The 22,817-nt window shown below is 66.5% G+C and carries 12 protein-coding genes; 11 read left to right on the top strand and 1 reads right to left on the bottom strand.

The genetic code is table 11. The features are described from left to right. The first annotated feature begins 310 nt into the window (after positions 1–310). The 3 genes from A4H34_RS01590 to tgt all read left to right on the top strand — a co-directional run bounded on the left by A4H34_RS01590 (position 311) and on the right by tgt (position 4,100). Positions 311–1,927 (top strand): HNH endonuclease signature motif containing protein, encoded by a 1,617-nt coding sequence (locus tag A4H34_RS01590; RefSeq protein WP_231870912.1) that lies wholly within the window; start codon positions 311–313, stop codon positions 1,925–1,927. 191 nt (positions 1,928–2,118) lie between these two features. Next, entirely contained in the window at positions 2,119–2,856 is a 738-nt protein-coding gene (locus A4H34_RS01585) for a queuosine precursor transporter (RefSeq protein ID WP_064230847.1), read from the top strand. Beyond that, positions 2,853–4,100: a tRNA guanosine(34) transglycosylase Tgt gene (gene tgt, locus A4H34_RS01580; protein WP_064230846.1), complete on the top strand. Its 1,248-nt coding sequence runs from the start codon at positions 2,853–2,855 to the stop codon at positions 4,098–4,100. The genes A4H34_RS01585 and tgt overlap by 4 nt, the downstream gene beginning before the upstream one ends. Before the next feature lie 29 nt (positions 4,101–4,129). Here tgt and A4H34_RS01575 read toward each other — a convergent pair whose 3' ends face one another. Then, a complete protein-coding gene (locus A4H34_RS01575; protein WP_082902983.1) occupies positions 4,130–5,551 on the bottom strand; it encodes a hypothetical protein in 1,422 nt (473 codons plus the stop codon). Between the two features lie 595 nt (positions 5,552–6,146). Between A4H34_RS01575 and A4H34_RS01570 the strand changes: the two genes are divergently transcribed. The 8 genes from A4H34_RS01570 to A4H34_RS01535 are packed head-to-tail and all read left to right on the top strand — an operon-like array spanning position 6,147 to position 22,779. Beyond that, complete coding sequence (locus A4H34_RS01570; protein WP_197480389.1) at positions 6,147–12,116, top strand: Ig-like domain-containing protein; 5,970 nt, start codon at positions 6,147–6,149, stop codon at positions 12,114–12,116. Between the two features lie 30 nt (positions 12,117–12,146). Beyond that, complete coding sequence (locus A4H34_RS01565) at positions 12,147–13,127, top strand: AAA family ATPase (RefSeq protein ID WP_064230844.1); 981 nt, start codon at positions 12,147–12,149, stop codon at positions 13,125–13,127. 16 nt (positions 13,128–13,143) lie between these two features. Then, positions 13,144–14,430, top strand: coding sequence for a DUF58 domain-containing protein (locus tag A4H34_RS01560; protein ID WP_138587122.1), 1,287 nt, complete (start codon positions 13,144–13,146; stop codon positions 14,428–14,430). Continuing rightward, complete coding sequence (locus tag A4H34_RS01555; RefSeq protein ID WP_064230843.1) at positions 14,430–16,889, top strand: transglutaminase-like domain-containing protein; 2,460 nt, start codon at positions 14,430–14,432, stop codon at positions 16,887–16,889. Before A4H34_RS01560 ends, A4H34_RS01555 begins: the two co-directional genes overlap by 1 nt. Next, complete coding sequence (locus A4H34_RS01550; protein WP_197480388.1) at positions 16,882–18,378, top strand: FHA domain-containing protein; 1,497 nt, start codon at positions 16,882–16,884, stop codon at positions 18,376–18,378. The genes A4H34_RS01555 and A4H34_RS01550 overlap by 8 nt, the downstream gene beginning before the upstream one ends. A gap of 44 nt (positions 18,379–18,422) precedes the next feature. Beyond that, a complete protein-coding gene (locus tag A4H34_RS01545; protein ID WP_009198218.1) occupies positions 18,423–19,184 on the top strand; it encodes a PP2C family protein-serine/threonine phosphatase in 762 nt (253 codons plus the stop codon). 2 nt (positions 19,185–19,186) lie between these two features. Beyond that, entirely contained in the window at positions 19,187–21,199 is a 2,013-nt protein-coding gene (locus A4H34_RS01540) for an FHA domain-containing protein (protein ID WP_064230841.1), read from the top strand. Next, entirely contained in the window at positions 21,199–22,779 is a 1,581-nt protein-coding gene (locus tag A4H34_RS01535) for a serine/threonine-protein kinase (RefSeq protein ID WP_009198221.1), read from the top strand. The genes A4H34_RS01540 and A4H34_RS01535 overlap by 1 nt, the downstream gene beginning before the upstream one ends. Positions 22,780–22,817: the final 38 nt, after the last annotated feature.

The following is a 22,817-nucleotide window of genomic DNA, read 5'->3' as shown; positions in this document are numbered from 1 at the left end:
TGGTTTGGCGGGAATCGCCGTCTTCTGTGTGCGGCGGCGGCGACGTGCGCGTGGGCGTTGCGCGGTTGGGGTGGGGGTGGCGGCTGCGCAGCGTGTGATGCGTGGCTGGTGCGGGCGGAGGTTGCAGGTGGAGGTCGTGGGCGGAGGTTACGCGGCCGGTGTGGAGGCGGCGTCGTCGGACGTTTTGCAAAGGTTGGCTTCACGAATAAACGATAGAAAATATCGAACAAAAAATTGAAACCATATCAAGATTCGTGTATGATGGGAGAAGAGGGTGACGCCGGGGATCTTGCGGAAGGAGGCGGGCACAATGGCTCTCGACGACGTCGATGTGGCGGGCGTTCTTTGCCCAGCTGGGGTGGCGCTTTCTCAAGGCTTTGCCTATGCGGGAGGCGGCGGAAGAGCGTCCGATCGGGGTCGAAAATCCGGTGTGGGTGAGTCTGTGAACGGATTGAAGGCCGATATTTCGATTTTGGCCGGTCTGGACGTGTCGAAGGTTTCTGACGAGGAGCTTCTTGCCGGTGCCGAGGCGCTGGCAGGACTGGCCTCTCGCTTGGGGGCGGTGCGAGGTCGCTGGCTCGTTGCGATTGGCGAAAGGGGCAGCTGGCGCGCTTCGGGCGAGCGAACGCTGGTCCGCTGGAACGAGAAGGCCTCGGGGCAGTCGCCTGCTGCAGCCGCCCGTGAAATCGCACGCGCTCAATCTTTGGGCGAGGAGTTGCCGGTCATGGCCGCCGCGCTGGAGTCGGGAGAGGTGTTCGCCGAGCATGTCGACGGCGTTCGACGAGTGTTTTCCACGCCCGCTCTGCGAGAGTCGCTTCGCCGCGAGGGGGTTCAAGAAGAAATAGTTCGGTGGGCGCGTCGGTCTGCTCCGCGTGAATTCGAGCGGCGGCTTAGAGCGCGCGCCCTGCGGGAGGACCCGGCCATGGGAGTGGCGGCGGAGAAAGACGAAGCTGCGCGGGAGAAGGTTGTCTTTTCCCCATCGGGGTGGGGAATGCGCGTCAGCGGTTGGCTTTCCAGCGAGACTTCGGCGCTCGTGGACACGGCGTTGAGCGCGCTCATGGGGAGAAAAGGCGCCGACGACGCGCGGACTCTGCCGGAACGGCGCGCCGGAGCCCTTGTCGAGCTTGCCAGCGTCCGCCTTGATGAGGGAACTCTGGCGGCCGGGGCTCGCATCCGCCCGCATTTGTCGGTTCATGTTCCCTTGGCGACTCTCACGCGCTTGGAAAACGCTGCCGGCGGCTGTCCCGCCCTCGACGCAAACGATTCTTCCGAAGGCTCGCTCTCAATGTTCAAAAGCGGCGTCGCAGCAACCGGAAGCGTCGACGCGCGCGGCGTCGGCGCCGCCGAAGCAGGTGGGGCCAATGACGGTGTGAACCGCGATGCTTCGAGGCGGTGCGTCGAGACGGGCGGGCAGGGGCGGGCCGGCGCGTGCCTGGAAAAGGTTCGCCGGCAACGGAAGAAGCTCGGCCCCCTCTTGGCGGTCATTCCCTCGGCAATCGATCTGAAGGCTTTGGCCGGAGCGGAGCCGGCCGCTTTTGACGATGGAACCGCACTGTCGATGACTCAGCTTGCCCGGCTGGCCTGCGACTCTTCGGTTGGCCGCATCGTGTTTTCCGCGACCGGGGAAGTTCTCGACGCAGGGCGAAGCAAGCGTTTGTTCACACCTGGGCAGACTCGCGCTGTAATCGCCAGAGATCGAACCTGCCGGTACCCGGGGTGCACGGAGACGATCCCCCACGGCCAGATCCACCACGCCTTGCCCTGGAAAAGGGGAGGCGCGACTGACTTGGCCAACGCCGTCCTGCTGTGCTGGCATCACCATGCCCTCGTCCACCGCGAGATGACGACCATCGCCCACCACGACGGCGGATTCGTCTTCACCCGGCCAGATGGAACAATCATTGGAACGCGAAGGCACGGGGTGTGAAGATGGGACGCGAAAGACGATTGAACGCACGGCGATCGCGAGTTCAGGCTTCGCGTCGGGTGCGTGCGGCGCTACACTCTACGAGGACGACGGAGCGATTCGACGTCTCGGTTTCAAACCGGCCCCCGTGGTGGCAGCGCGGGGCGAACCCCGCATCCCGCACTGAAGTCCCTGTTCTAAAGGAGTTCTCCGTGAGCCACCGTCACGTCCGCCGAGGATACTTCGACATCGTCGCAGTATGCTTCGTCGCATTCCTTCTGCTGTCCAACATCGCCGCCACGAAGCTCATCGGCGTAGACATAGCCGTCGGAGGCTTTTCGTGGCACCTGGTGTTCGACGGCGGAGCCATTCTCTTCCCGCTGACATACATACTCGGCGACGTCCTCTCCGAAGTCTACGGTTTTCGACGGGCGCGCAGAGTCATCGTCACCGGATTCGTCGTTCAGATTCTGGCGTCTTTGACTTTCTGGCTTGTTCAAATCGCGCCGGCCGACCCCGACTACAAGAACCAGGCTGCCTTCGAGGCGGTTTTGGGCCAGGTGCCGCGCTTCGTCGCCGCCTCGCTGCTGGGATATCTCGCGGGCCAGCTCCTCAACTCCCTTGTCCTCGTCAAGATCAAAAAGGCGTTCGGAGAGAAACGCCTATGGGTGCGCTTGCTCGGATCGACCGTGGTGGGAGAGGCCGCCGACACCGCCGTCTTCTGTCTCATCGCGTGGACCGGGAACGCGGGGTGGGCCACGATCTTCAACCTCATGCTCGTCGGTTTTGCCTACAAAGTCGGCGTCGAAGCCGTTTTCCTGCCGCTGACCTACGCTGTCATCGGATTCGTCAAGAAGACGGACCCCGCGTACGCGGAATCTTCCGCTGAAGAGCAGGCTTCGTGCGGAGAGCGGGTCTCGGAGTCCGACGGCAAGGAGATCGCGAAATGACGTTTGAGATTCGAGCCCGTTTAGACGCCCACCCGCTTGCCCGCACCGGAGTGTTGGCCACCCCGCACGGCGAGATTGCCACGCCCGCTTTCGTTCCGGTCGGAACCAAAGCCACTGTCAAGGCGGTGGCGCCCGAGGCGATCGCCGACGTCGGCGCGCAGGCCGTGCTCGCCAACGCCTATCACCTGTACCTGCAGCCGGGGTCCGACATCGTCGACGAAGCCGGCGGGCTCGGAAAATTCATGAACTGGCCCGGCCCGACGTTCACCGACTCGGGTGGGTTTCAAGTCCTGTCTTTAGGGTCGGGCTTCAAAAAGGTGCTTTCCGAGGAGTTCTCGGGCTCCCCGCACGCTGACGGGACGGTGGCGCCGTGGAAGGAACGCCTGGCCGACGTCGACGACGACGGCGTGTGGTTTCGCTCCCACCTCGACGGAAGTCGACACCGATTCACGCCCGAAGTCTCAATGCGCATCCAGCATGAGCTTGGAGCGGACGTGATCTTCGCCTTCGACGAGCTGACGACGCTGCTCAACTCCCGCGCCTACCAAGAGGAGGCCCTCGAACGCACGAGGCGATGGGCGCTGCGGTGTCTGGCGGCCCATCGCGCACTCACGGCCGAGCGCGAAGGCAAGCCATACCAGCAGCTCTTCGGGGTTGTTCAAGGCGCCCAGTACGAGGATCTGCGGCGAAAGGCCGCCCGCGACCTCGGCGCGATGGAAGCGGACGGGCAGCGATTCGACGGCTTCGGCATCGGAGGGGCGCTGGAGAAGGAAAATCTGGGGACGATTGTCGGGTGGGCTTCGCAGGAACTGCCTGAAGATCGGGCGCGCCACCTCCTCGGGATCTCCGAGCCGGACGATTTCTTCGCGGCGGTGGAAGCCGGGGCCGACACGTTCGACTGCGTCAACCCTTCCCGCGTCGCCCGCAACGCCGCGATCTACTCGCCCGACGGGAGGTTCAATCTCACGCGCGCCCAGTTCAGACGCGATTTCAACCCGCTCGTGCCCGGATGCGACTGTTACACGTGCACGCACTACTCACGCGCCTACCTTCACCATCTGTACAAAGCCAAAGAGATGCTCTTTTCCACGCTCGCGACGATCCACAACGAGCACTTCACCGTGCGGCTCGTCGACGGGATCCGCGCGGCAATCGAGACGGGCGACTATGCGGACTTCAAGGAGGAGACCCTTGGCCGGTTCTACGCGGGGAAATGGGGGAGAAGTGCGGGGGAGAAGCAGTGACTAGCGGGCCGCGGAGCCATACGCCCCGCTCAGAACTCGCGGGTTGAGGCTTCCTTAAGGGCGGCCATCTGGGCGTCGTCGGGAAAGCCGGCGACGTTCCAGCGCGGGGGCCACACGTTGTGCATGGGAGACAATCCCTCGTGCCAGACGTCGCGTGCCACCTGGGTTCGGAGCCGCACGCGGTCGGACGCCTCGGCGTCCCACGGGTGGGGAGACTTTTGACGCACGAAATCGATGTACTCGGCGTCGGGAACGGATCCGAAGCCGTCGAGGGACGTCCAACGCGTCGCGGAAGAGGTAAGAGCGCCGTCGCGAATCACCTCGAAGGGCGCCAGCCTTCCGAAATCGTTCGGCCACGTGCGCATCTCGCGCTCCTGCACGCTGTAGATCGCAGCCCGCGAGCGCGCGCGGATCTTGGAAAGGATGCGGGCGGCGGGGTGGTCGTTCATCGGAATCCACTCGCTCCACCCGTCGCCGGTCACCACGTGCGGAAGGGGATAGATCGATTCCGCGTCGGCCGCGGCCTGCGAAAGATACTGAAACAGCGGGGCGAGATGCGGATCGTCGGCCATCACCACAAACGCCAGGTCGCGCGAGGCGGGAACGAACAAGGCGAGGCCGTCGTCGTGGACGGAACTGAGCGACTCGGCCACAGTGAGCGCCATTTCGACGTCCATGAACCACGAGCTTTGATAGCTGGGAGGGCCGGCGAACTCAAAGATCTGCGCTCCCGCGAGAGTTCCCGGCTGGACCTGCACGGAAGGCTGGCCGTTGGTCAAATCGGAGGTACGCAGGTGCATGAGCGCCTGCTGAAAGAAACCGACGATGTCGGTGGGAAGGCCCAGCCGTTCGGCGTCGGAGAAGTACATGGGCGTGATGAGGTCGCGGCCGTCGATCGCGATGCCTGCACCCACGAAAGGAGTGAGAGGCACGTAAATCATCGAGTCGTCGCGCGCGTGGTCGTGGGAGGCGACGAAGTAGTCGGCGCTGCGCACGATAGGCATGATGTGGGCAAGCACGGACTCTCCGCTGCTTGCGTCCAACGGTCCAAGGCGTTCGGCTGCGACGGCGGAGGGCTCGTCCTCCGGCGGGGCCTCGTCGAAAAACTCGGAGCCCGAGGACCGATCGAAAGCTGCGCCGGCCTCGGGCGCGCTCGCGTCGGATTCAACGCTCGCGTCGGACGCGTCGGATTCAAAGCGCGCAGACGCGGAGGGGCCGGACTCTGACGGGGCGGACTCGGCGCGGGCGACGCCGATGGAGATGAGGCGGTCGAGGAGCTTGCGACGGACGGGTTCGGGCTTCGATTTGTCGATCATTTGGCCGGGGCGAAAGCGGAACGTGCGGCCGTCGGGCAGTAGGATGTCAAGCCATTCGCCGTCGACGTCGATGAGCGCGCCCGTCAAGTCGGGGTGCGCCGCCGCGACGTCGAATGCCCAATCGATGAAACCCATGCGGTCATTCTCTCCCGAAATGGCGGCAAAAGCCCACCTGTTCGTTCCGCGCGATCGGGGAAAGAGGCCGGATTGAGTGGGGCGGAGGTCGAGTCGGAGGTCGCATTTCCTTGTATTTAGGCCGAATCATTCCACATTGAAATCGTTTTGGTGCGCAAGCGCGCGAAGCCTCACAGCGGCTGCACGCGCGTCCGCTGCGGTTGGCCGGCTGACGGAGGATGGGGCGTCGAGGGCGGTGCGGGGAGGCGAAGGCAGCGCGGAGTTGCGGGGACGGGGAGGCGAAGGCAGCGCGGAGTTGCGGGGACGGGGTGGCGACGGCAGCGCGGAGTTGCGAAGGCAGTGGGACGGGGCGGTGCGGACGCATTCGGTTGAGGACGGCGGCGTGATGCGATGCTCGATCGGGGCTGCGAGCGCTGCGCTCGCGAAAGCAGGGGAAGGCGTCTTGGAAGCTAGGGCAAAAGGCAATATATTTTGAACAGTGGGGTCCTTCGCGCTGTTCGAATAATCGAAGAGGGCGGAGTGCCTCAGCCGTGCGCGGGTTCCTCCCACACGCCACCCACGTGCGGAACATCCAATAGGAGGTAAAAGGATGTCTTTGCCGCGTTCACGCGACCTGACGCGCGATCTGACACGCGATGCCCCGAGGCCCCGCCGTCGCGGGCTTTCGAAACGTACCCAGCGTCTGGTCTCAACCGGGGCGACTGCTGCAATCCTTCTCGCCTACGGAGCGGCCATCGCCGCGTCCCAGGGCATCGACAGAGCCGAGCTCTCCTTGAACGACGGCGGCGTGTGGGTCACGAACCAGAGCTCACGCACGCTAGGCCATGTGAATTACCCCTCACAATCGATCGACGCCTCCGACAGGACGAAAACCGACAAATTCGACGTGCTCCAAGAAGAGGACACGGTTCTCTATCGCAACATGGAAGCCGGGACGCTTGCGGCGGTCGATCCGGCCAAGTCCCTCATCGGCACAGAGCAGCAACTCGGAACGGTCGACGGCGTCGGGCTGGGCGGCGGCACGATCGGGCTCATCGACTCCAAGGCCGGAAAGGTCTGGACGACGGGCTTCAAGTCGCTTCCCGGCTTCTCACCCGAGGCCGCGGAGCCGACGACCGAAGGCGTCGAGGACGGAACGATGGCCGTAGGCAAGGACGGGTCCGTCCACGTCGTCTCGGCCAAGGAGAAGGTTCTGCGCACGATGCAGGCCGAGGGCTCGGCTTTCACGCGGATCGAGCACAAGTTCCCGGACGAGCTCGCCTCGGTCAAGGGGCTTCAGATCAGCTCGGTCGGGGACAAGCCCGTGGTGCTCGACCCCGACTCGGGCAAGCTCCTGCTTCCCGACGGCAAGCTCGTCTCGCTCGGCGACAGCAACGGTCTGCGCCTGCAAGAGCCCGGGCCGAACTCCTCGGACGTGCTCGTTGCCTCATCGACGTCGCTGTATCGCGTTTCCCTCGACGACGGCGCCGTCACGCAGAAGGCCGCCGACCCGGACAACCCGAACGCGCGGGGAAGCGCGGCCCCTCCGGTGCTCCACCAGGGGTGCGCCTACGCGGCGTGGGCCAACACCGGCCGTTTTGTGCGAGACTGCGACGGCAACGCCGACGACGTCTCGCGCCCCGCCGAGAAACTCGAGGCGAGCAAGAGCGTGCGCTTCCGCACAAACAGGAAAATCATCGTCCTCAACGACGTGGCCAACGGCAACGTGTGGCTCCCCGACAAAGACATGGTTCTGGTCAACGACTGGAACAATATCAACCAAAGCGAAGACGTCGACGACGACAAGAAGGAAGACAGCTCCGACCTCAACACCCAGCAGCAAGACCCCAACAGGACGGACGAGAACCACCCGCCGAAGGCGGAGAACGACTCCTTCGGCGTGCGGCCCGGGCGCTCAACGACGCTGCCCGTGACCTTCAACGACAACGACGAGGACGGGGACATCCTGACGGTCAAAGCCCTCAGCCAGCCGTCCTTCGGCACGGTCCGGCCGGGGCGCAACGGGCAGGCTTTGCAGATCGACGTGCCCGAAGGGGCGACCGGATCGACGTCCTTCACGTACGAGGCCGACGACGGGCGCGGCGGCAAGGCGACCGCGACGGTGAACGTCTCCGTCCACCCGTTCAGTCAGAACGCCCCGCCCGTGCAAAGGATCAATACGAGCGCCAAGCTCTCCTCCGGCGGCACGACGACCCTCCAGGTGCTCGGGGATTGGATCGATCCCGACGGCGACCAGATCTACCTCAAGAGCGCCGCCGGAACGAAAGGGCTGAACGCCTCGTTCCGGGAGACCGGCTCCGTCTCCATCTCCGACCTCGGCCAGGGCGCGGGCGTGCGCAACGTCAACCTCGTCGTCTCGGACGGACAGGCGGACACAAACGGCTCCGTCGTCGTCGAAGTGACCGACGGCGTCAATCAGCCTCCCAGGGCCAACGGCGACCTCGTGCGCGTCGTGGCCGGCGAATCGACCACGGTGGACCCGCTGGCCAACGACACGGACGCCAACGGCGACTCGCTCAAGCTCGTGAGCCTCGGCCCGAGCCCCCAAGGCCTGACCGCCAAGGCCTCCTCGGATCAGAGCACCGTGACGGTCTCCGCGTCCAAGCCGGGCACCTACTACCAGACGTACTTCGTCTCTGACGGGCCGACGTCGTCGATGGGGATCATCCGCGTCGAAGCTGTCGAGCGCGACGCCAACTCGACGCCGATCGCCGAGAACGACATTGCGATGCTGCCCGCCGGAGGCCAGAGCCTCGTCGACGTGCTGAGCAACGACTCGGATCCCGGCGGCGGCGTCCTCACGCTCCAGTCCGTCCAGACTGAGCCGGGGTCCAAGCTCGTCGTCTCTCCGTACAACCACGAACATGCGAGGGTCAGCGCGCCGGCCGGGCTGGACGCCCCCGAAACCTTCACCTACACCGTCTCCAACGGAAGCCAGACGGCGACCGGCCGGGTCAAGGTCATTCCCGTGCCCGCCGCGGACGCACAGGCGCCGCCCGTGCTCGCCGACGACCAGCTCGTCGTCCGGGCCGGAGACGTCGGATCGGTGCGCGTGCTGGCGAACGACAGGTCCCCCGGCAACCTCAAGATGACCGTGCTGCCGAACCTGCAGTCGAACGCCCAGAAGGATCAGGGGGAGGTCTTCCTCTCCGACAACGTCGTTCGCTTCAGGGCGGGGAAGAAGCCCGGCTCGGTGAAGGTCGTGTACACGGTCCAAGACTCTCTGGGCCACACGGAGTCGGCCACCGTCAACATCACCGTCACGGCCGCCGACGCCGAGAAGGACAGCCCGCCCATACCGAAGAACATCACGGCCCGCGCCGTCGTCGGCGAGAAGCTGAACATAACGGTCCCGCTCGACGGGATCGACCCCGAGGGCGATTCGGTCGAGCTGGTCGGCCCGGGCGAATCGCCGAAGCTCGGCCTGGCGGAGGTCGGCGGCGACTCTCTGAAGTACACGGCGGGCAAGCCCGGAACCGACAGCTTCCAGTACATCGTGCGCGACACGTACGGCAAGACGGCGACGGCCAGGGTGCGCGTGGGCGTGGTTCCGGCGCCCAAGACCAACCAACCGCCCAACGCGGTTGCCGACCAGGTTCGGGTGCGGCCCGGGACGAAGGTGTCGGTGCCCGTGACGCAGAACGACTCGGACCCCGACAGCGGCGACACGCCGAAGCTCGTGGCCGGTTCGGCCAAGAGCAGGGCCAAGGGCCTCAAAGTCTCCGAGCGCCGCAACGAGGTCATCGTCAAAACGCCCAAAACGGCGGGTTCCTATCCCGTCTCCTACCGGATAACCGACGGCAGGGGCGGATTCGCGGAGGGCCTGCTGACGGTCAACGTCTCGCCCGACGCCCCCGCGCTGGCGCCCATCGCCCGCGATGACTCGGTGAGTCGGGACAAGGCCTTCGGCAAGGACAAGGTGAGGGTCGACGTGCTCGCCAACGACACCGACCCCGACGGCGACGTCTACGACGAGAAGGTCGAATCCGACGACGAGGGCGTGACCGTCAATTCCGACAAGTCCCTGACCATCAAGACCTCCGACAAGGCGCGGATCGTCCTCTACAAGGTCAAGGATTCGACGGGGATGGAATCGGCCGCCGTCGTGCGCGTGCCCCCGGCCAGGCAGACCGAGCCCGTCGTCGACACGTCGAAGACGATCGTCGCCGAGGCCGGAAAGCCGAAGAAGATCAAAATCAACGATTACATCCTCACGCGCTCGGGCAGGTCCGTCATCATGACCGACCCCAGCAAGGTGGCCGCCTCGGTCGGATGGAACGGCGACCCCCTCTACACGGACGAGCGGACGATCACCTTCACATCGCAGTCGGACTTCTCCGGCCCGACGATGATCACCCTCGAGGTCACGGACGGAAAGGACCGCAACGACGGCAGCGGCCTGGTGAGGACCCTGCAGCTTCCGGTCGAGGTCAAGCCGTCCGGCAACCGTCCGCCGGAGTTCACGCCTACGCCCGTGCAGGTGGAGGCCGGATCGACGAAGCCCGTTTCGGCGAACCTGGCGGCGATGACGACCGACCAGGACCGAGGCGACGATCCGAAGGACTTCACGTACAAGGTGGTCAAGGCTCCGAAGGGGATCGACGCCAAGGTCTCCGGGTCCGTGCTCTCGGTCAAGGCCGACGCCGAGTCGCAGCCGGGCTCGGCCGGGGCCGTGGAGGTGTCCATCGACGACGGGCACAATTCGGTCAAGGGCCAGGTTCCCGTGACGATCGTCAAGACGGACAGACCGCTCATCCAGGTCGCCTCCTACGAAGAGACCGTGAAGGCGGGGACCACGGCGAAGGTCGACGTGTCCAAGTTCGCCGTCAACCCCTTCCCGGACAAGCCCCTGTCGATAGCCGGCCAACCGACGGTTTCGAGCAAGGTCGGGGGAGTCAAGGCCTCCTCGTCGGGAACCGTCGTCTCCGTGTCGATTCCGCACGACGTGACGGGGGAGATCTACGTCTCCTACCAGCTTATGGACGCCACGGGGCTGCCCGAAAGGTCGGTGCGCGGCCAGTTCAAGCTCTCGGTCTTGGGCAAGCCGTCTCCGGTGCAGATCCTCGGCGCACGTGTGACGAACAAGAACTCCGCGACGGTCATGTGGAAGGTCATCGACTTCAACGGCTCGCCCGTGACCGACGTCGTGGTCCGCGACGTCACGCAGGGCGATGAGAAGCACTGCGGCGCGGTCACCCAATGCCAGCTGGACGGGCGGACTCTCGGCATCGACCACGTATTCGAGGTCACGGCCTACAACGCGGTCGGCGCTTCGACGCCTACGCGGTCTGCGCCCGTGCTCATGGACATCGTGCCGAACCGGCCGGCGGGCCTGACGGCGACTCCCGGCGACGGCAGCGTGACTTTCTCGTGGAACCGCGTGTCTTCCGACGGCAGCCCGGTGACGGCCCTCACGCTCAACGTCGCCCCCGGGCAGTCCGTGCAGCTTGCTCCGGGCGCGACGTCGGCGACCGTCCGCGTCCCCAACGGGACGTCGGTTCAAGCGACCCTTGTGGCGACGAACAGGCAGGGGCAATCCGAGCCGTCCGCGCCCTCGGCGCCCGTCACGCCCTTCGGCCGCCCAGGCGCCTTCTCGGCGAGCGTCGAGAACACGTCGGTCAACAAGTCAGGCAGTGACGGCAGGGGCCAGGCGACCGTTCGCTGGACGAGCGCGCCGAGCAACGGCAGGCCGATCGAGTCCTACACCGTGCAGGCCAGCACGGGCGAGAGCGTGACAGTCGCGGGCAACAAGAATTCCGTGGTCATGGACATCGGCTACTCGAGCCAGCCCGTGAGCTTCACCGTCACGGCCTACAACAGCAAGAACCCGAACTCGTCCACGGCGGCAAGCGCCGGGTCCGTTCGGATCCTGGGGTCGCTCAGCGCCCCTGCGGGAGGCCGCATCGAGGCGACGGGAACCTCGGGCGAGGTGAGCATCACGAATGCGCCCCGCGGATCGGCGACCAACGGCTGGCGCGAATCCGAGCTCGTCTACGAGTATTCGACCAACGGCGGAGGCTCCTGGAACCGGATCAACGGCGGGGGCCAGATCGTTCGCGGGCTGCCCAACGGACAAAGCGTCAAGCTTCAGTTCCGTGCCCGCACCGTCTCGGAGAACCGCACGAGCCTCGTCTCCTCGTCCAACGCCGTCGTGCCCTACGGCAGGCCGACGCCGCCGGACGCGTTCTCCTGCGGTTGGGAGGAGCCCGGCGACGACGACGTCGTCTGCACGTGGAGCGGAGGCTCGCACAACGGGTCCTCCGGCGAATACACCATAACGGGAAGCGGCATCAAGAAGTCGAAGTCCGTCGATTTCTCGAAGAACTCGGTGAAGATCGACGACGTCGGGATGAGGCCGGTCAGGTACTGCATCAGGGTCAGCCAGTCCTCCCCGCAGGAGATCGACAGCGACGAGCGCTGCAACGACCTCATGCCGGGCGAGCGCGTGGGCATGTACTCCGTCGCCTGGCGCTCCGATCCGGGAGGCGCGCTGGGCGGGCGCCTCCCCCGGGAGGCCCTCGCTCTGCCGCCCGAGGCCGTCGCGTTCCGAACGCCGCGGGCGTGAGAAAGCGCGAGAAAGATCGACAGGAAGAACATGACTCAACAACAAGAACAGGTGACCGAGCAGAACGCCGCGTGGTTCGCGGAGACGTTCGGGAGGATCGTCAGCAACGTCGGCCGCGCGCTTCTGGGCAAGGACGACGTCATTCGCCTCGCCCTCACAACGATGTTCGCGGGGGGCCACCTGCTTCTCGAAGACGCTCCGGGGACCGGTAAAACGGCTCTCGCCAGGTCGATCGCGGCCACTGTGCAAGGCACGCACTCGCGCATCCAATTCACCCCGGACCTTCTTCCGTCCGACATCACGGGCGTGACGATCTACGACCAGAAAACCGGCGAATGGAACTTCCACAAGGGGCCGATCTTCGCCTCGATCGTGCTCGCCGACGAGATCAACCGCGCCTCGCCCAAAACCCAGTCCGCCCTCTTGGAGGTCATGGAAGAGTCCCGCGTGACGGTCGACGGCGTGGCCCACGAGACCGGCCGCCCCTTCATGGTTATCGCCACGCAGAATCCCGTGGAGCAGGCCGGAACCTACCCGCTGCCCGAGGCGCAGCTCGATCGCTTCCTCGTCAAGACCTCCGTCGGATACCCCCAGAGCGCGGCGGGAGTGGAGATCCTCAAGGGCGCGGCCTCGCCGGACCGTTCGAAGGACCTCCCTCCGGTGATTTCGACCAGCGCGGTCGATGAGATGTCCCGCAGGGCTGCGAACAACTTCGCCAGCGAAGCGGTGCTCGGTTACGTCCAGAATCTCGTCGAGGCCACCCGCGCGTCGAAGGACGTGCGGGTCGGAGTCTCCACGCGCGGCGCGATCTCGATGGTTCGCGCCGCCCGCGTGTGGGCCCTCTCGCAGGGCCGGAACTACGTTCTTCCCGACGACGTCAAGGCCCTCGCACACGTCGTGTGGGATCACAGGCTCGTCCTCGATCCCGACGCCGAGTTCGCGGGAGCGACCAGAGAGGCGGTCGTCGAGCGCGCCCTGGAAGAGGTGCCCGCGCCGACGTTGCGCAAATAGAATGGCCTTTCTGCATGTGAAGGAATCGGGGGCTCGCCGTCCCCTCCGAGCGGGAGCTTCCCGCCTGCGGCGCGCCGCCGCGTCCGCCGCGGACGCGCTGCGCCGGCTGGGCGAGCGGGCATCCGGGCTGCCCGGAGTCCGCCGCGCGATCCCCGTGCTCAGGGTCGTCACCGGTTTCGGCTGGGCCGTGCTCGTCTTGGCGATTCTCGCCTGGCACTACGGCCGCCAGCGCCACTGGATGGAGCTCGTCTGCCTGGCCGTGCTCTTGGGCGTCGCGTGGATAGTCGCCGTGGCGTGGACGATAGGAAAGGTCTCCTACAAGGTCGATCTGACGCTCGCCTCCAGCCGCGTCGTCTCGGGTGAAACCGCCGTCGGAGAGCTGACGGTCGCCAACACGGCGGCCAGGCCCTGTCCGTCGTCGGTCGTCGAGGTGCCCGTGGGCGCCACTGTCGCGCAATTCGGGGTCCCGATCCTCTCGGGAGACCGCGCGTTCAACGAGATCTTCACGATTCCGACGCATCGGCGGGGGGTGATCCCGGTCGGGCCGGTCAGATCCGTGCGCGGCGACGGGCTCGGCCTGCTGCGCCGCGAACAGGTGTGGGTGGAACGCCAAGACCTCTACGTCCACCCCAAAACCGTCAACGTGGGCTCGTCTTCCATAGGGTTCATCCGCGACATCGAGGGCGCCGCGACCCACGACCTTTCCTCCAACGACGTCGCCTTCCACGCCCTGCGCGACTACATTCCGGGCGACGATCGGCGCAACGTCCACTGGAAGACGACTGCGCGCATCGGCAAGCTCATGGTCCGCCAATTCGAGGAGACCCGGAGGGCCCACCTGCTCATCGTCTTCGACGACGACGCCAGATCCTGGGCCTCGGAAAGCGAGTACGAACTCGGCGTCAGCGTGGCCGCCTCGATCGGGGCGGCGGTCCTGCGCGAGCGCAGGGAGCTGAGCTTCGTCAGCCAGCTCGGCCCGCTTCCGACCAGTTCTCCCAGGCCCTTCCTCGACGGTCTGACCCTTCTGGACGCCCGCCCCGGCGTCGTCCGACTGCGCGACCTTGCCCGAGTCGCAATGGACAAGACCCCCAACGCCAGCGTCATCGCATTGGTCACGGGTTCCCTCGTCGACGTCGCCGAAATCCACAGCGGCTATGCGATCCTCCCCGTCAACGCCCGCACATTCGCGCTGCGGGCAGACGAGCTGGGCAAAACGGCGCGCTCGCTCATCGCGGGCCTGCCGCTGGTGACCGTCCCCCGGCTGGACGATCTGCCCCTGGCGCTGCGCAAGGCGGTGACCTGATGCCCGCAAACCGTCTGCGCTACATGGACCTCGGCGTCCTCGTCGTCATGCTCGTCGCCGCGAGCATGACGTGGGGGCCGGTTTTCGGCGACCTCAGCGGATACGTCGCCGCCGTCGGCGGCATCGCCGTGGGCGTGGCCGTCGCCTGGGCCGGCTACGCGGCCCGGCTCACGCCGTGGCTCACGGCCGTTTTCGGCGTCGCGTGCTACCTGCTGTTCGGCGGGGCGATCGCTTTGCGGCCCGTGGCCGCCGCGGGCTGGCTGCCGAATTCCGAGGTCCTGCAGATGCTCATGGTGCAGACCATCAAGGGGTGGAAGGACCTCCTCACGCTCACTCCGCCCGCGGCGGCCTTCGTGGGGCCGACCGTCCTGCCCTACCTCGCGTGCCTCGTTGCGGCGCTCATATGCGGCTCGCTGGCGCTGCGCGCTTCGCGGCCCGAATGGGGCGTCATTCCCGTCGGGCTGGTCGTGATCCTGGGAATCCTCTTCGGCTCGAGGCAGGCGCCTCTGGCCCGGTGGATTGGGGTGACCGTAGGCCTGATCGGCCTCGTCTGGTGTTCGCGCGTCATCGAAAGGCGCAGAGTTGTGGCGGTCTCCGCCGCGGAGGCGGGGGAGAAGGCGAGCCGACGTCGCCGGAACGGGGCCTTTGCGCTCGCGGGGGCGGGCGCCGTGGCGGCGCTCGTGTTCGCCCCCGCGCTCACGGACTCTCAGGCGCGGTACGCCGTGCGCGACCACGTCGTCCCGCCGCTCAACGTGCGCGAGTATCCGTCGCCTCTGTCTGATTTCCGCTCGTACAACGACCAGCATGCGAGCGAGACCCTTTTCTCCGTCAGCGGGCTGAAGAAGGACGAGCGAGTGCGCCTGGCCACACTCGACGTCTACGACGGGATCGTCTACAACGTCTCGACGGACCCGAAGAAGGGCTTCCGGCGCATCGGTCCGGACGTCTCTCTGGAGAACCCGCCCGCCAAGTCCCGTCCCAGCAAGCTTTCGATTTCGGTGGGCAAATACTCGGGCGTATGGGTTCCGGGAGGAGGCCTTCTCACGCACCTGAAATTCGCGGGCGATCGGGCTAAGAAGCTCCAAGACGACCTCTACTACTCGCCGTCCGAGCAGACGGCCTTGACCGTCACTCCTCTGAGGGACGGGGACTCGTACCGGATCGTCGACCTCGTCCGGCCCGCCCCGTCGGACAGGCAGCTCGAAGGCCACGCCTTCGGGGCGGTGCCGATGGAGGAGAATACGAACGTGCCCAACGCCGTCGCCGCGAAGACCCAGAAGATCCTCAAGGGGACGATGAGCCCGATTCAGCAGGCCCGCGCAATCGAGCAGCACCTGAAGAACAACGGGTTCTACGCGGGCGGCGAGCAGTCTCCCTCGCGCCCGGGGCACAGGAATCAGAGGATCCAGGCCTTTCTGGAGGCCGAGTACATGCAGGGCGACGACGAACAGTACGCCGTCGCCATGGCTCTCATGGCGAGGTCGGCGGGAATGCCCGCCCGCGTCGTCATGGGCTTCTATCCCGACTCTCACAAGGACGGAACGATCAACATCAAGGGCCGCGACGCCCACGTGTGGGTCGAGATCAACTTCGACGGATACGGATGGGTAATGTTCGACCCGACTCCGCCTCGAGACAAGAAGCTGCAGACTCAAGAGCCCAAACCGAAGCCGAACCCCCGGCCCATCGTGATCCAGCCGCCCGATCCTCTCGATCAGCCGGTCGAGCTGACCCCCACCAACCAAAACGACGACGACCGCAAGAAAGACGAGGATGCAGGGGTCTCCCGCTGGCTCTTCTACATCGCGACGGGGCTGGGAATCACGCTGCTCATCGTCGGCCCCTTCGTCGCAGTCCTCGCCGCGAAGGCGCTGCGGACTCGCAGGCGGCGGACGAAAGGCCGTCCCGACGAGAGGGCCGCCGGAGCGTGGGAGGACGTGCTCGACGTCGCTCGCGACGGGCGGGTGTCGGTCGATGCCCGGATGACCCGCAGCGAGCAGGCGTCCGCCGTGACGGACGCCGTCGCAAAGGCCCTTTCCGGGAAAAAGGCACCCGCAGGGAAAAAGGGGGCCGCAGGGAAAAAGGGGGCCGCAGGGAAAAAGGCGCCCGCAGGGAAAGCGGAGGTCGATTCGGCGCCCATCGTAGAAACGGCCCGCAGGGCCGACGCCTCAGTTTTCGGAAGCGGTGATATTGGCGATACTTCTTTGACGGCGACGTGGCGAAGCGCTGAGGAGGCGAAGTCTGTCATCCGTCGAGCCTCGACCAGAAGGTCGCGTTTTTCCTTGAAATCCTTTGGCGCGCGCCGCAAGTCGAAGCCTCCGCGGGCCGGCGGGGGCCGTCGCTGGAAGCAGGCGAAGACGTTCAAGGCTAGCGGTCCCCATGAACAGGGTGAGCGCGGATCCGCCGGGTCGGTATATCCTCCCAAGAGACCTAATGAAAAAGAGGGAACTCATGAGTAATGAGAGGGTGTTCTATCAGCCAGCGGGCAAGCGGCGTCGCACCACGTCGCGGATCCTCAGCCTTCTCATCGTTGTGGCCGAGCTAGGAGCCTCGGCTCTACCGATAGTGGACGCGGATTTCCCACCGCCTGGCGAAAAGCCGATGCCCTACGTCGCGTGCGTGGGGCTGATCGTCGTTTTCATCGCGGGCAACTGCTACTACGTCGCCAAGAGAGGGACTCTTCCAGGGCTGACGTCCCTTGGCGTGGTGGCCGTCCGAATGAGGGACGGCGGCAACGCCGGAGCGTTCGCAATACAGAAGTATGCCGTCGAGGCCGCCGTGACTTTGGCGACCCTCGTCGTCGGCCTCCCGTTCATCCTTCACTTCACGAGCGACCGCTTCGGGCGCACGTGGTTCGACAGGATCGGAGACATCATCTACGTCGACACGCGTCGCCCCATCGAGGACGACGACGAGTTCGACGTCCCCTCCGCCGCAAGCGCCCAGCTGGCGCAGTCGGCCGGATCGCCGATGGCCGCCCCTTTGCAGGGGGCTCCGTCGGGAATGTCGGCTGCCGAGCCGTCGGCCGATCCCTACGCGCAGGCGCCCGGGTTGGTCGGCCCCGGCTTCTCCAGGGTCGTCGACCAGCGGCAGGCTCCGTCGCCGGCGTATGGGCAGTCCGCTTACAGTGCGCCGGAGCCGGCCTATGGGCAGTCGGCTTACAGTGCGCCGGAACCGGCCTACGGGCAGTCCGCTTACAGTGCGCCGGAACCGGCGTACGATCCGCGGTACGAGGCCCCGGCTCAGAATGCTCCTTCGGGCGCCGGCGCCGAATACTCGGCTCCCGGCTATCCGGCGCCGGAAACGTCCCAATTCGCGCCTCAGAGCCAGCCGCCCGATTCCGAGGAGGGCAGGATGTCCAGACGCGCCAGGAGCAACCGGGCGCAAGCCCAGGCTCGGATCGCCGAGCAGCTCGACGAGTACGGGGTCTCTCCTGCAGCTGAGGCTTCTCCGCCCGTCGCGGACTCTTCTCCGCGCCAGTCGCGTTCGACGCGCTCGCCTCGCCACGCGGTTTCCCCGCCCGCCGCCGGCAGCGCCGCCGAGGCTCCGGCGTCGGCCGGACCGGGAAGCCTCGACGAAACCCGAATCATCGAGAGAGTTTCCGGCAGCCGCGAGCCCGCCACCGTGCGCCTCATGTTCGACGACGGCGTGACCCACGTCCTCAGGGGAACCGTGGTGCTCGGAAGGAACCCCGTCGTCGACCCGTCGTGGCCCTCGGCCGTGCCGATGCCCGTGGCCGACCTGCAGAAATCGGTTTCCAAGACCCATGTTGCGCTCACCCTCATGCCGGGTGGCGTCAGGGTCGACGATCTCAGGTCGACCAACGGAACCATCGTCGTCTCGCCGGACGGCCAGCCGGTTCCCGTGCAGCCGAACCACCCCGTGCTCGCCACCGACGGCGCGAGCGTGGTCTTCGGCGGGCGCCGCGTGAGGGTGACGTTCCAGTGATCCCTTACGCGTATGCCCGCTGCGGATTTGCGACGGACATAGGAATGCGGGAACTGAACGAGGACTCCCTCTTCGCGTCCTCGCCTGTGTTCGTGGTGGCCGACGGGATGGGCGGGCACAGCGCCGGAGAAGTCGCCTCCCGCACGGCAGTGGACGCATTCGCCTCGCTCGACGGCAGAGACTTCGTAAGCGCCGGCGAGCTCGAGGAGCGAATCGCCCTGGCAGCGAGGACGGTGCGCGGCCTCGCCAGCGAGACGGGGATCCCCGGGACAACCCTTACGGGCCTCGTCCTCGGCATCGAAGGCGGATTCCCTTACGCCCGCGTCTTCAACATCGGAGACTCCCGCACCTATCACCTGTCGGGAATGGCGTTCATCCAGGTGACGAAAGACCATTCGGAGGTCCAGGAGCTCATCGACGCCGGAGTGGCCGACGGGAACAACTGGGGCCGCAGGAACGTCATCACGCGCGCGCTCGGCGGACATTCGGGAAGCGACGTGGGGGCGGACGTCTTCCTTGTGCCCCTTTCGATGGGAGACCGTTTCGTTTTGTGCTCGGACGGCCTGAGCTCCGTCGTGTCGAACGAGAGGATCAGCGAGGTGGCACGATACATGGAAGATCCGCAGGAGACCGCGCAAACGCTGGTCCAGAAAGCCTTGGGCGCCGGCGGCTCGGACAACGTCACGGTGGTCGTCGTCGACATCGTGGATTGTGGTCCGCAGTTGCCAAGCGGCAATATTGAGGAAGAGACCGTTACTGCCGCTCGCCGCATAGTCGGCGACGACACCGTTCCCCGGAGGGGTTAGGAATGTACATCACACGTGCGCAGGCAAAATCCGGCGACGTTCTGGCCGTCGTCGCGCCTCACGGAGCCATGATGGTTCAGGGTGCCACCCCAAGCCAGGCAGAGTGGCTGTGGGAGGCCATTCGTTCAGGATCGACCTTCCAGCAGCTTGTAGAGGCCCTCGGTTTCGGCGTGCGCCCGTCGCGCCAGATCCCGGCTTTCGCCATCGCGGTGTCCGAAGGCGAGCACCTTCGAGTCGCGCTTCGCGGGGCCTTCCGCGCCTGCGACAGAGACGGAAACGTCCTGGGCACCGGAATGGAGACCCCGACCTGGAACGAGGCCTTCATTGACCGAATGGCCGACCTCGTTCTCGACGCCGGGCCCGGCGCCGGCGTCGGCCGACCGGAGGGGCTGCCCTTCGCCGACGGCATCGCGGCGACCTCCGCCCTTCTTCTCGCATTCGTGCCCGGGCACCCCGAGATTCGCGGAGCCGCCGCGGATTCCCGCGCCAAGGAGGCGGCCGCATACGGCGCCGCGGGCTCTTCGCCGGCCCCCGGCGGCTACGGGGCTGCCGATCAGGGAGCCGAGGCCGCTCCGGCGCCGCAAGCCGTGCAGGAAGCCGCCGACGTTTCGAAGGAGCCCGCCGAGGCCGAGGCCAAGGAGGAGGGCCCCCTTCCCGCCAACCCGATCGACGCCCTCGAAAAGACGCGCATGCCGCTCGACGAGCCCACGCTCGACGCCGTCAATGGAGCCGACGACGTCGCCTCGGCCGGATCTCCGGAGAAAGCGGACGAGCCGTCCGCGGAGGCGCCATTCTTCATCGACTCTGTTCCCGGAGACTTCCACACTCCTCAGGCCGAGGAAGAGAAAACCGAGTGGCAGGACGCCGCTCCTGTTGAGGCCGAGGCGCCCGCCCCCGTGGAGGCGGAGGGCCCCGCGGCTCAAACTCCGGCCGCTGAAGACGGCGCCACCGAAGAAGAGGAGGCGATTCCCGCCGAAGAGCTCGAAGAGATCGCCGCGAACCTCTCGTCGGCGGGCGAGGTCGGCGATCAGGCGCCCGAGGAGGACGTCCCCGAGGAGCAGCCGCGGTTCCCGATCGAAAGCCGCTTCCCCATGGCCGACCAATTGGACGAGTCCGAAGACGCGGCCCAGGCCGCGTTCTCTCCCGTCCAGGCGGCCGAAGGCCCGGAACAGGAACCGACGGATGCGGCGGAAGAATCCGCCGAGCCTGCTGAGGAGCCCGCCCGCCGCACCCCCCGCCCCTGGGAGGTCGCCGACGAGGCCCCCTCGGCCGAGGAGCCGACCGCGCCCGAGCCGGCGGGCGACGCCGTCGACGCCGCCGAAGAACCGGAAGCGCCCGTCGAGGGCCCGGCAGGCTGGGACGGCCAGCCGCGGGAAGAGGCCCCCCGAGACAACGAGGGGGCGCAGGGGGCTCGGCCGGAGCCTTCCTTCCCCAGTGTCGCCGCGGATGCGGCTGCGGCAGGGGCTTCCGCCGAGGATTACGATGCGGAGACCGTCGTCGGCGAGCAGAGCGCGCAGGAGCAGGAGCGGGTCCAGGCGGAGTCGCCTCAGGCGATGGTCCTGGCCGTGCTGTGCCAAAACGGCCATCTCAACCCGCCCCACGGGAAGGTGTGCAGGATATGCAGCGGCCCGCTCGGAGGCGAACCGAATTGGTACCCTCGTCCGTCCCTCGGGGAGATCTGGGTGTCCACGGGGCTCAACGTGCCCTTGGACGCCGACATCATCATCGGCCGCAAGCCGGCTTCCGCCCCGGAGCCCGGGCGCCCGCGCGCCCACCTCGTCCCCGTTCCGAGCCCCGATCAGCAGATCTCGCGGACCCACTGCGAGATTCGCGTCGATAACTGGGACGTTCGGCTTGTCGATAGGAACTCGAACAACGGGACCTACGTCCTGCGTCCGAATGAGCGGCCGATTCGCATCAGCCCGACCGAGCCATTCTTCCTCAGGGTCAGCGACGTCATCGACATCGGCGAGGGTGTGACCATCCAGATGCTCGGTCCGAGGTCGGGAGTCTAATGTCGGCCGGCCGACGCCCCGCCACACCGCCGAAGATTCCCAATGCCAGGTACCTGTCCTATCTGGGGTCCGGCGGCTTCGCCGACGTGTACCTGTACGATCAGCAGGTTCCGCACCGCGAAGTCGCCATCAAGGTGCTTCGGCGGGGCGTGACCGAGCAGCAGAAGCTGGCTTTCCGCGCGGAAGCCAACCTCATGGCGCGCATGAGCTCGCATCCCTCAGTCGTCTCCGTGCACGGCGCCGGGGAGACCGAAGACGGCCGCATGTACCTCATCATGGAGTATTGCCCTCCGCCGCATCTGGGCAAGCTTTTACGCATGCGCCCGCTGCCGGTGACCTTCGCCCTCGAAGTGGGCATACAGATCGCAGGCGCGGTCGAGACTTTGCACAGGGCGGGAATCGTCCATCGCGACATCAAACCGTCGAACATCCTCATGACTCCGTATCAGCATCCGGTGCTCACGGACTTCGGAATCGCAACCCGGATGGGCGATACGACTCAGGCCGAGGGCTTCTCCGTTCCGTGGGCCCCGCCGGAGCAGGCGACGGGCGAGGGCGAGGCCGCGCCCGCCGTCGACGTCTACTCGCTGGCGGCGACGATCTACACTCTCGTCGCCGGGCGCGCGCCCTTCGAAATCGTCGACGGCGACAATTCGGAGATCGCCGTCATCAATCGGGTTCTGCGCTCCCCCCTGCCGAAGACCGGGCGCACCGACGCCCCCGACGAGCTCGAGAGGGTCCTGGCCACGGCCATGGCCAAGGACCCCAAGCAGCGCTACCAGTCGGTGCGGGAGTTTGCGACGGCCCTTCAGTTCATTCAGGCCGAGCAGCTCCATCAGCGCCCAACCGACATGAACGTTCAGGGCGAGGGGGAGGAATGGCAGGAGTCCTCGACGGTCGACGAGGACGCCACACGCCAGGCGGTGCGGACCATCTCCCCGATCGACGACGAGAACACGCGCGACGTGCCTCGACGGGTCGGTCGGCATTCGATCGAGGTCGATCGCGGTGCGGGGGTCGTTTTCGCCGTCGACAGCGCCGACGTCGCCTCCGCGGGCCGCCGCCACTCGTATTACGGGGCGCCCATCGGCGACGACGAACTTGAGGACGCCCCGCCGCCCGAGGCCTCCGGCGCCAAACGGACGTTCGCGGCCTTTCTCCGCAAGCCGGTCGCGCGCTTCTCCATCGCGGCCGTCGTCGTCCTCATCGTGACGCTGAGCGTGGTCTATTTCATGAACCGCGGCAAGGGCGAAACCATCAAGCCTTCTCCCTCGGCCTCGGAAACCACGAAGATGGATCCGGGAGCGGAGCAGCCTCAGGGCGTGACGAAGCTCAAGGGGACGGTGAGCAACGGGCGCGTGACGTTCACATGGGAGAATCCCGACCCGCACGACGGCGACATGTACCTCTACAAGGCCCCGTTCGTCGCGGGGGAGGGGAAAGTCGAAGCCACGGAGAAGACGAGCGTGACCGTGGCGGCCAGGCCTGTCGAGACGTGCATCACGGTTCAGGTCAGGCGGGTGGGGGTTTCCAACGAATCAAAGGCGGTCAGTGCATGCGTTGTGACATCGGGACAGTAACCTATCTCTCACTATAACCGACCTCTCATTGACGGCTC

The sequence above is a fragment of the Peptidiphaga gingivicola genome (assembly GCF_001652275.1).
GTDB lineage: Bacteria > Actinomycetota > Actinomycetes > Actinomycetales > Actinomycetaceae > Peptidiphaga > Peptidiphaga gingivicola.
Note: the sequence above shows the minus strand (reverse complement) of the source record. Positions and strands in the feature narration are given on the sequence as shown.

Excerpts from the sequence above, each read along its gene's own strand:
- A4H34_RS01590 (WP_231870912.1), top strand. The coding sequence starts at position 311 with ATGGCTCTCGACGACGTCGATGTGGCGGGCGTTCTTTGCCCAGCTGGG.
- tgt (WP_064230846.1), top strand. The coding sequence starts at position 2,853 with ATGACGTTTGAGATTCGAGCCCGTTTAGACGCCCACCCGCTTGCCCGC.
- A4H34_RS01575 (WP_082902983.1), bottom strand. The coding sequence starts at position 5,551 with ATGGGTTTCATCGATTGGGCATTCGACGTCGCGGCGGCGCACCCCGAC.
- A4H34_RS01565 (WP_064230844.1), top strand. The coding sequence starts at position 12,147 with ATGACTCAACAACAAGAACAGGTGACCGAGCAGAACGCCGCGTGGTTC.
- A4H34_RS01555 (WP_064230843.1), top strand. The coding sequence starts at position 14,430 with ATGCCCGCAAACCGTCTGCGCTACATGGACCTCGGCGTCCTCGTCGTC.
- A4H34_RS01550 (WP_197480388.1), top strand. The coding sequence starts at position 16,882 with ATGAGTAATGAGAGGGTGTTCTATCAGCCAGCGGGCAAGCGGCGTCGC.
- A4H34_RS01545 (WP_009198218.1), top strand. The coding sequence starts at position 18,423 with ATGCGGGAACTGAACGAGGACTCCCTCTTCGCGTCCTCGCCTGTGTTC.
- A4H34_RS01540 (WP_064230841.1), top strand. The coding sequence starts at position 19,187 with ATGTACATCACACGTGCGCAGGCAAAATCCGGCGACGTTCTGGCCGTC.
- A4H34_RS01535 (WP_009198221.1), top strand. The coding sequence starts at position 21,199 with ATGTCGGCCGGCCGACGCCCCGCCACACCGCCGAAGATTCCCAATGCC.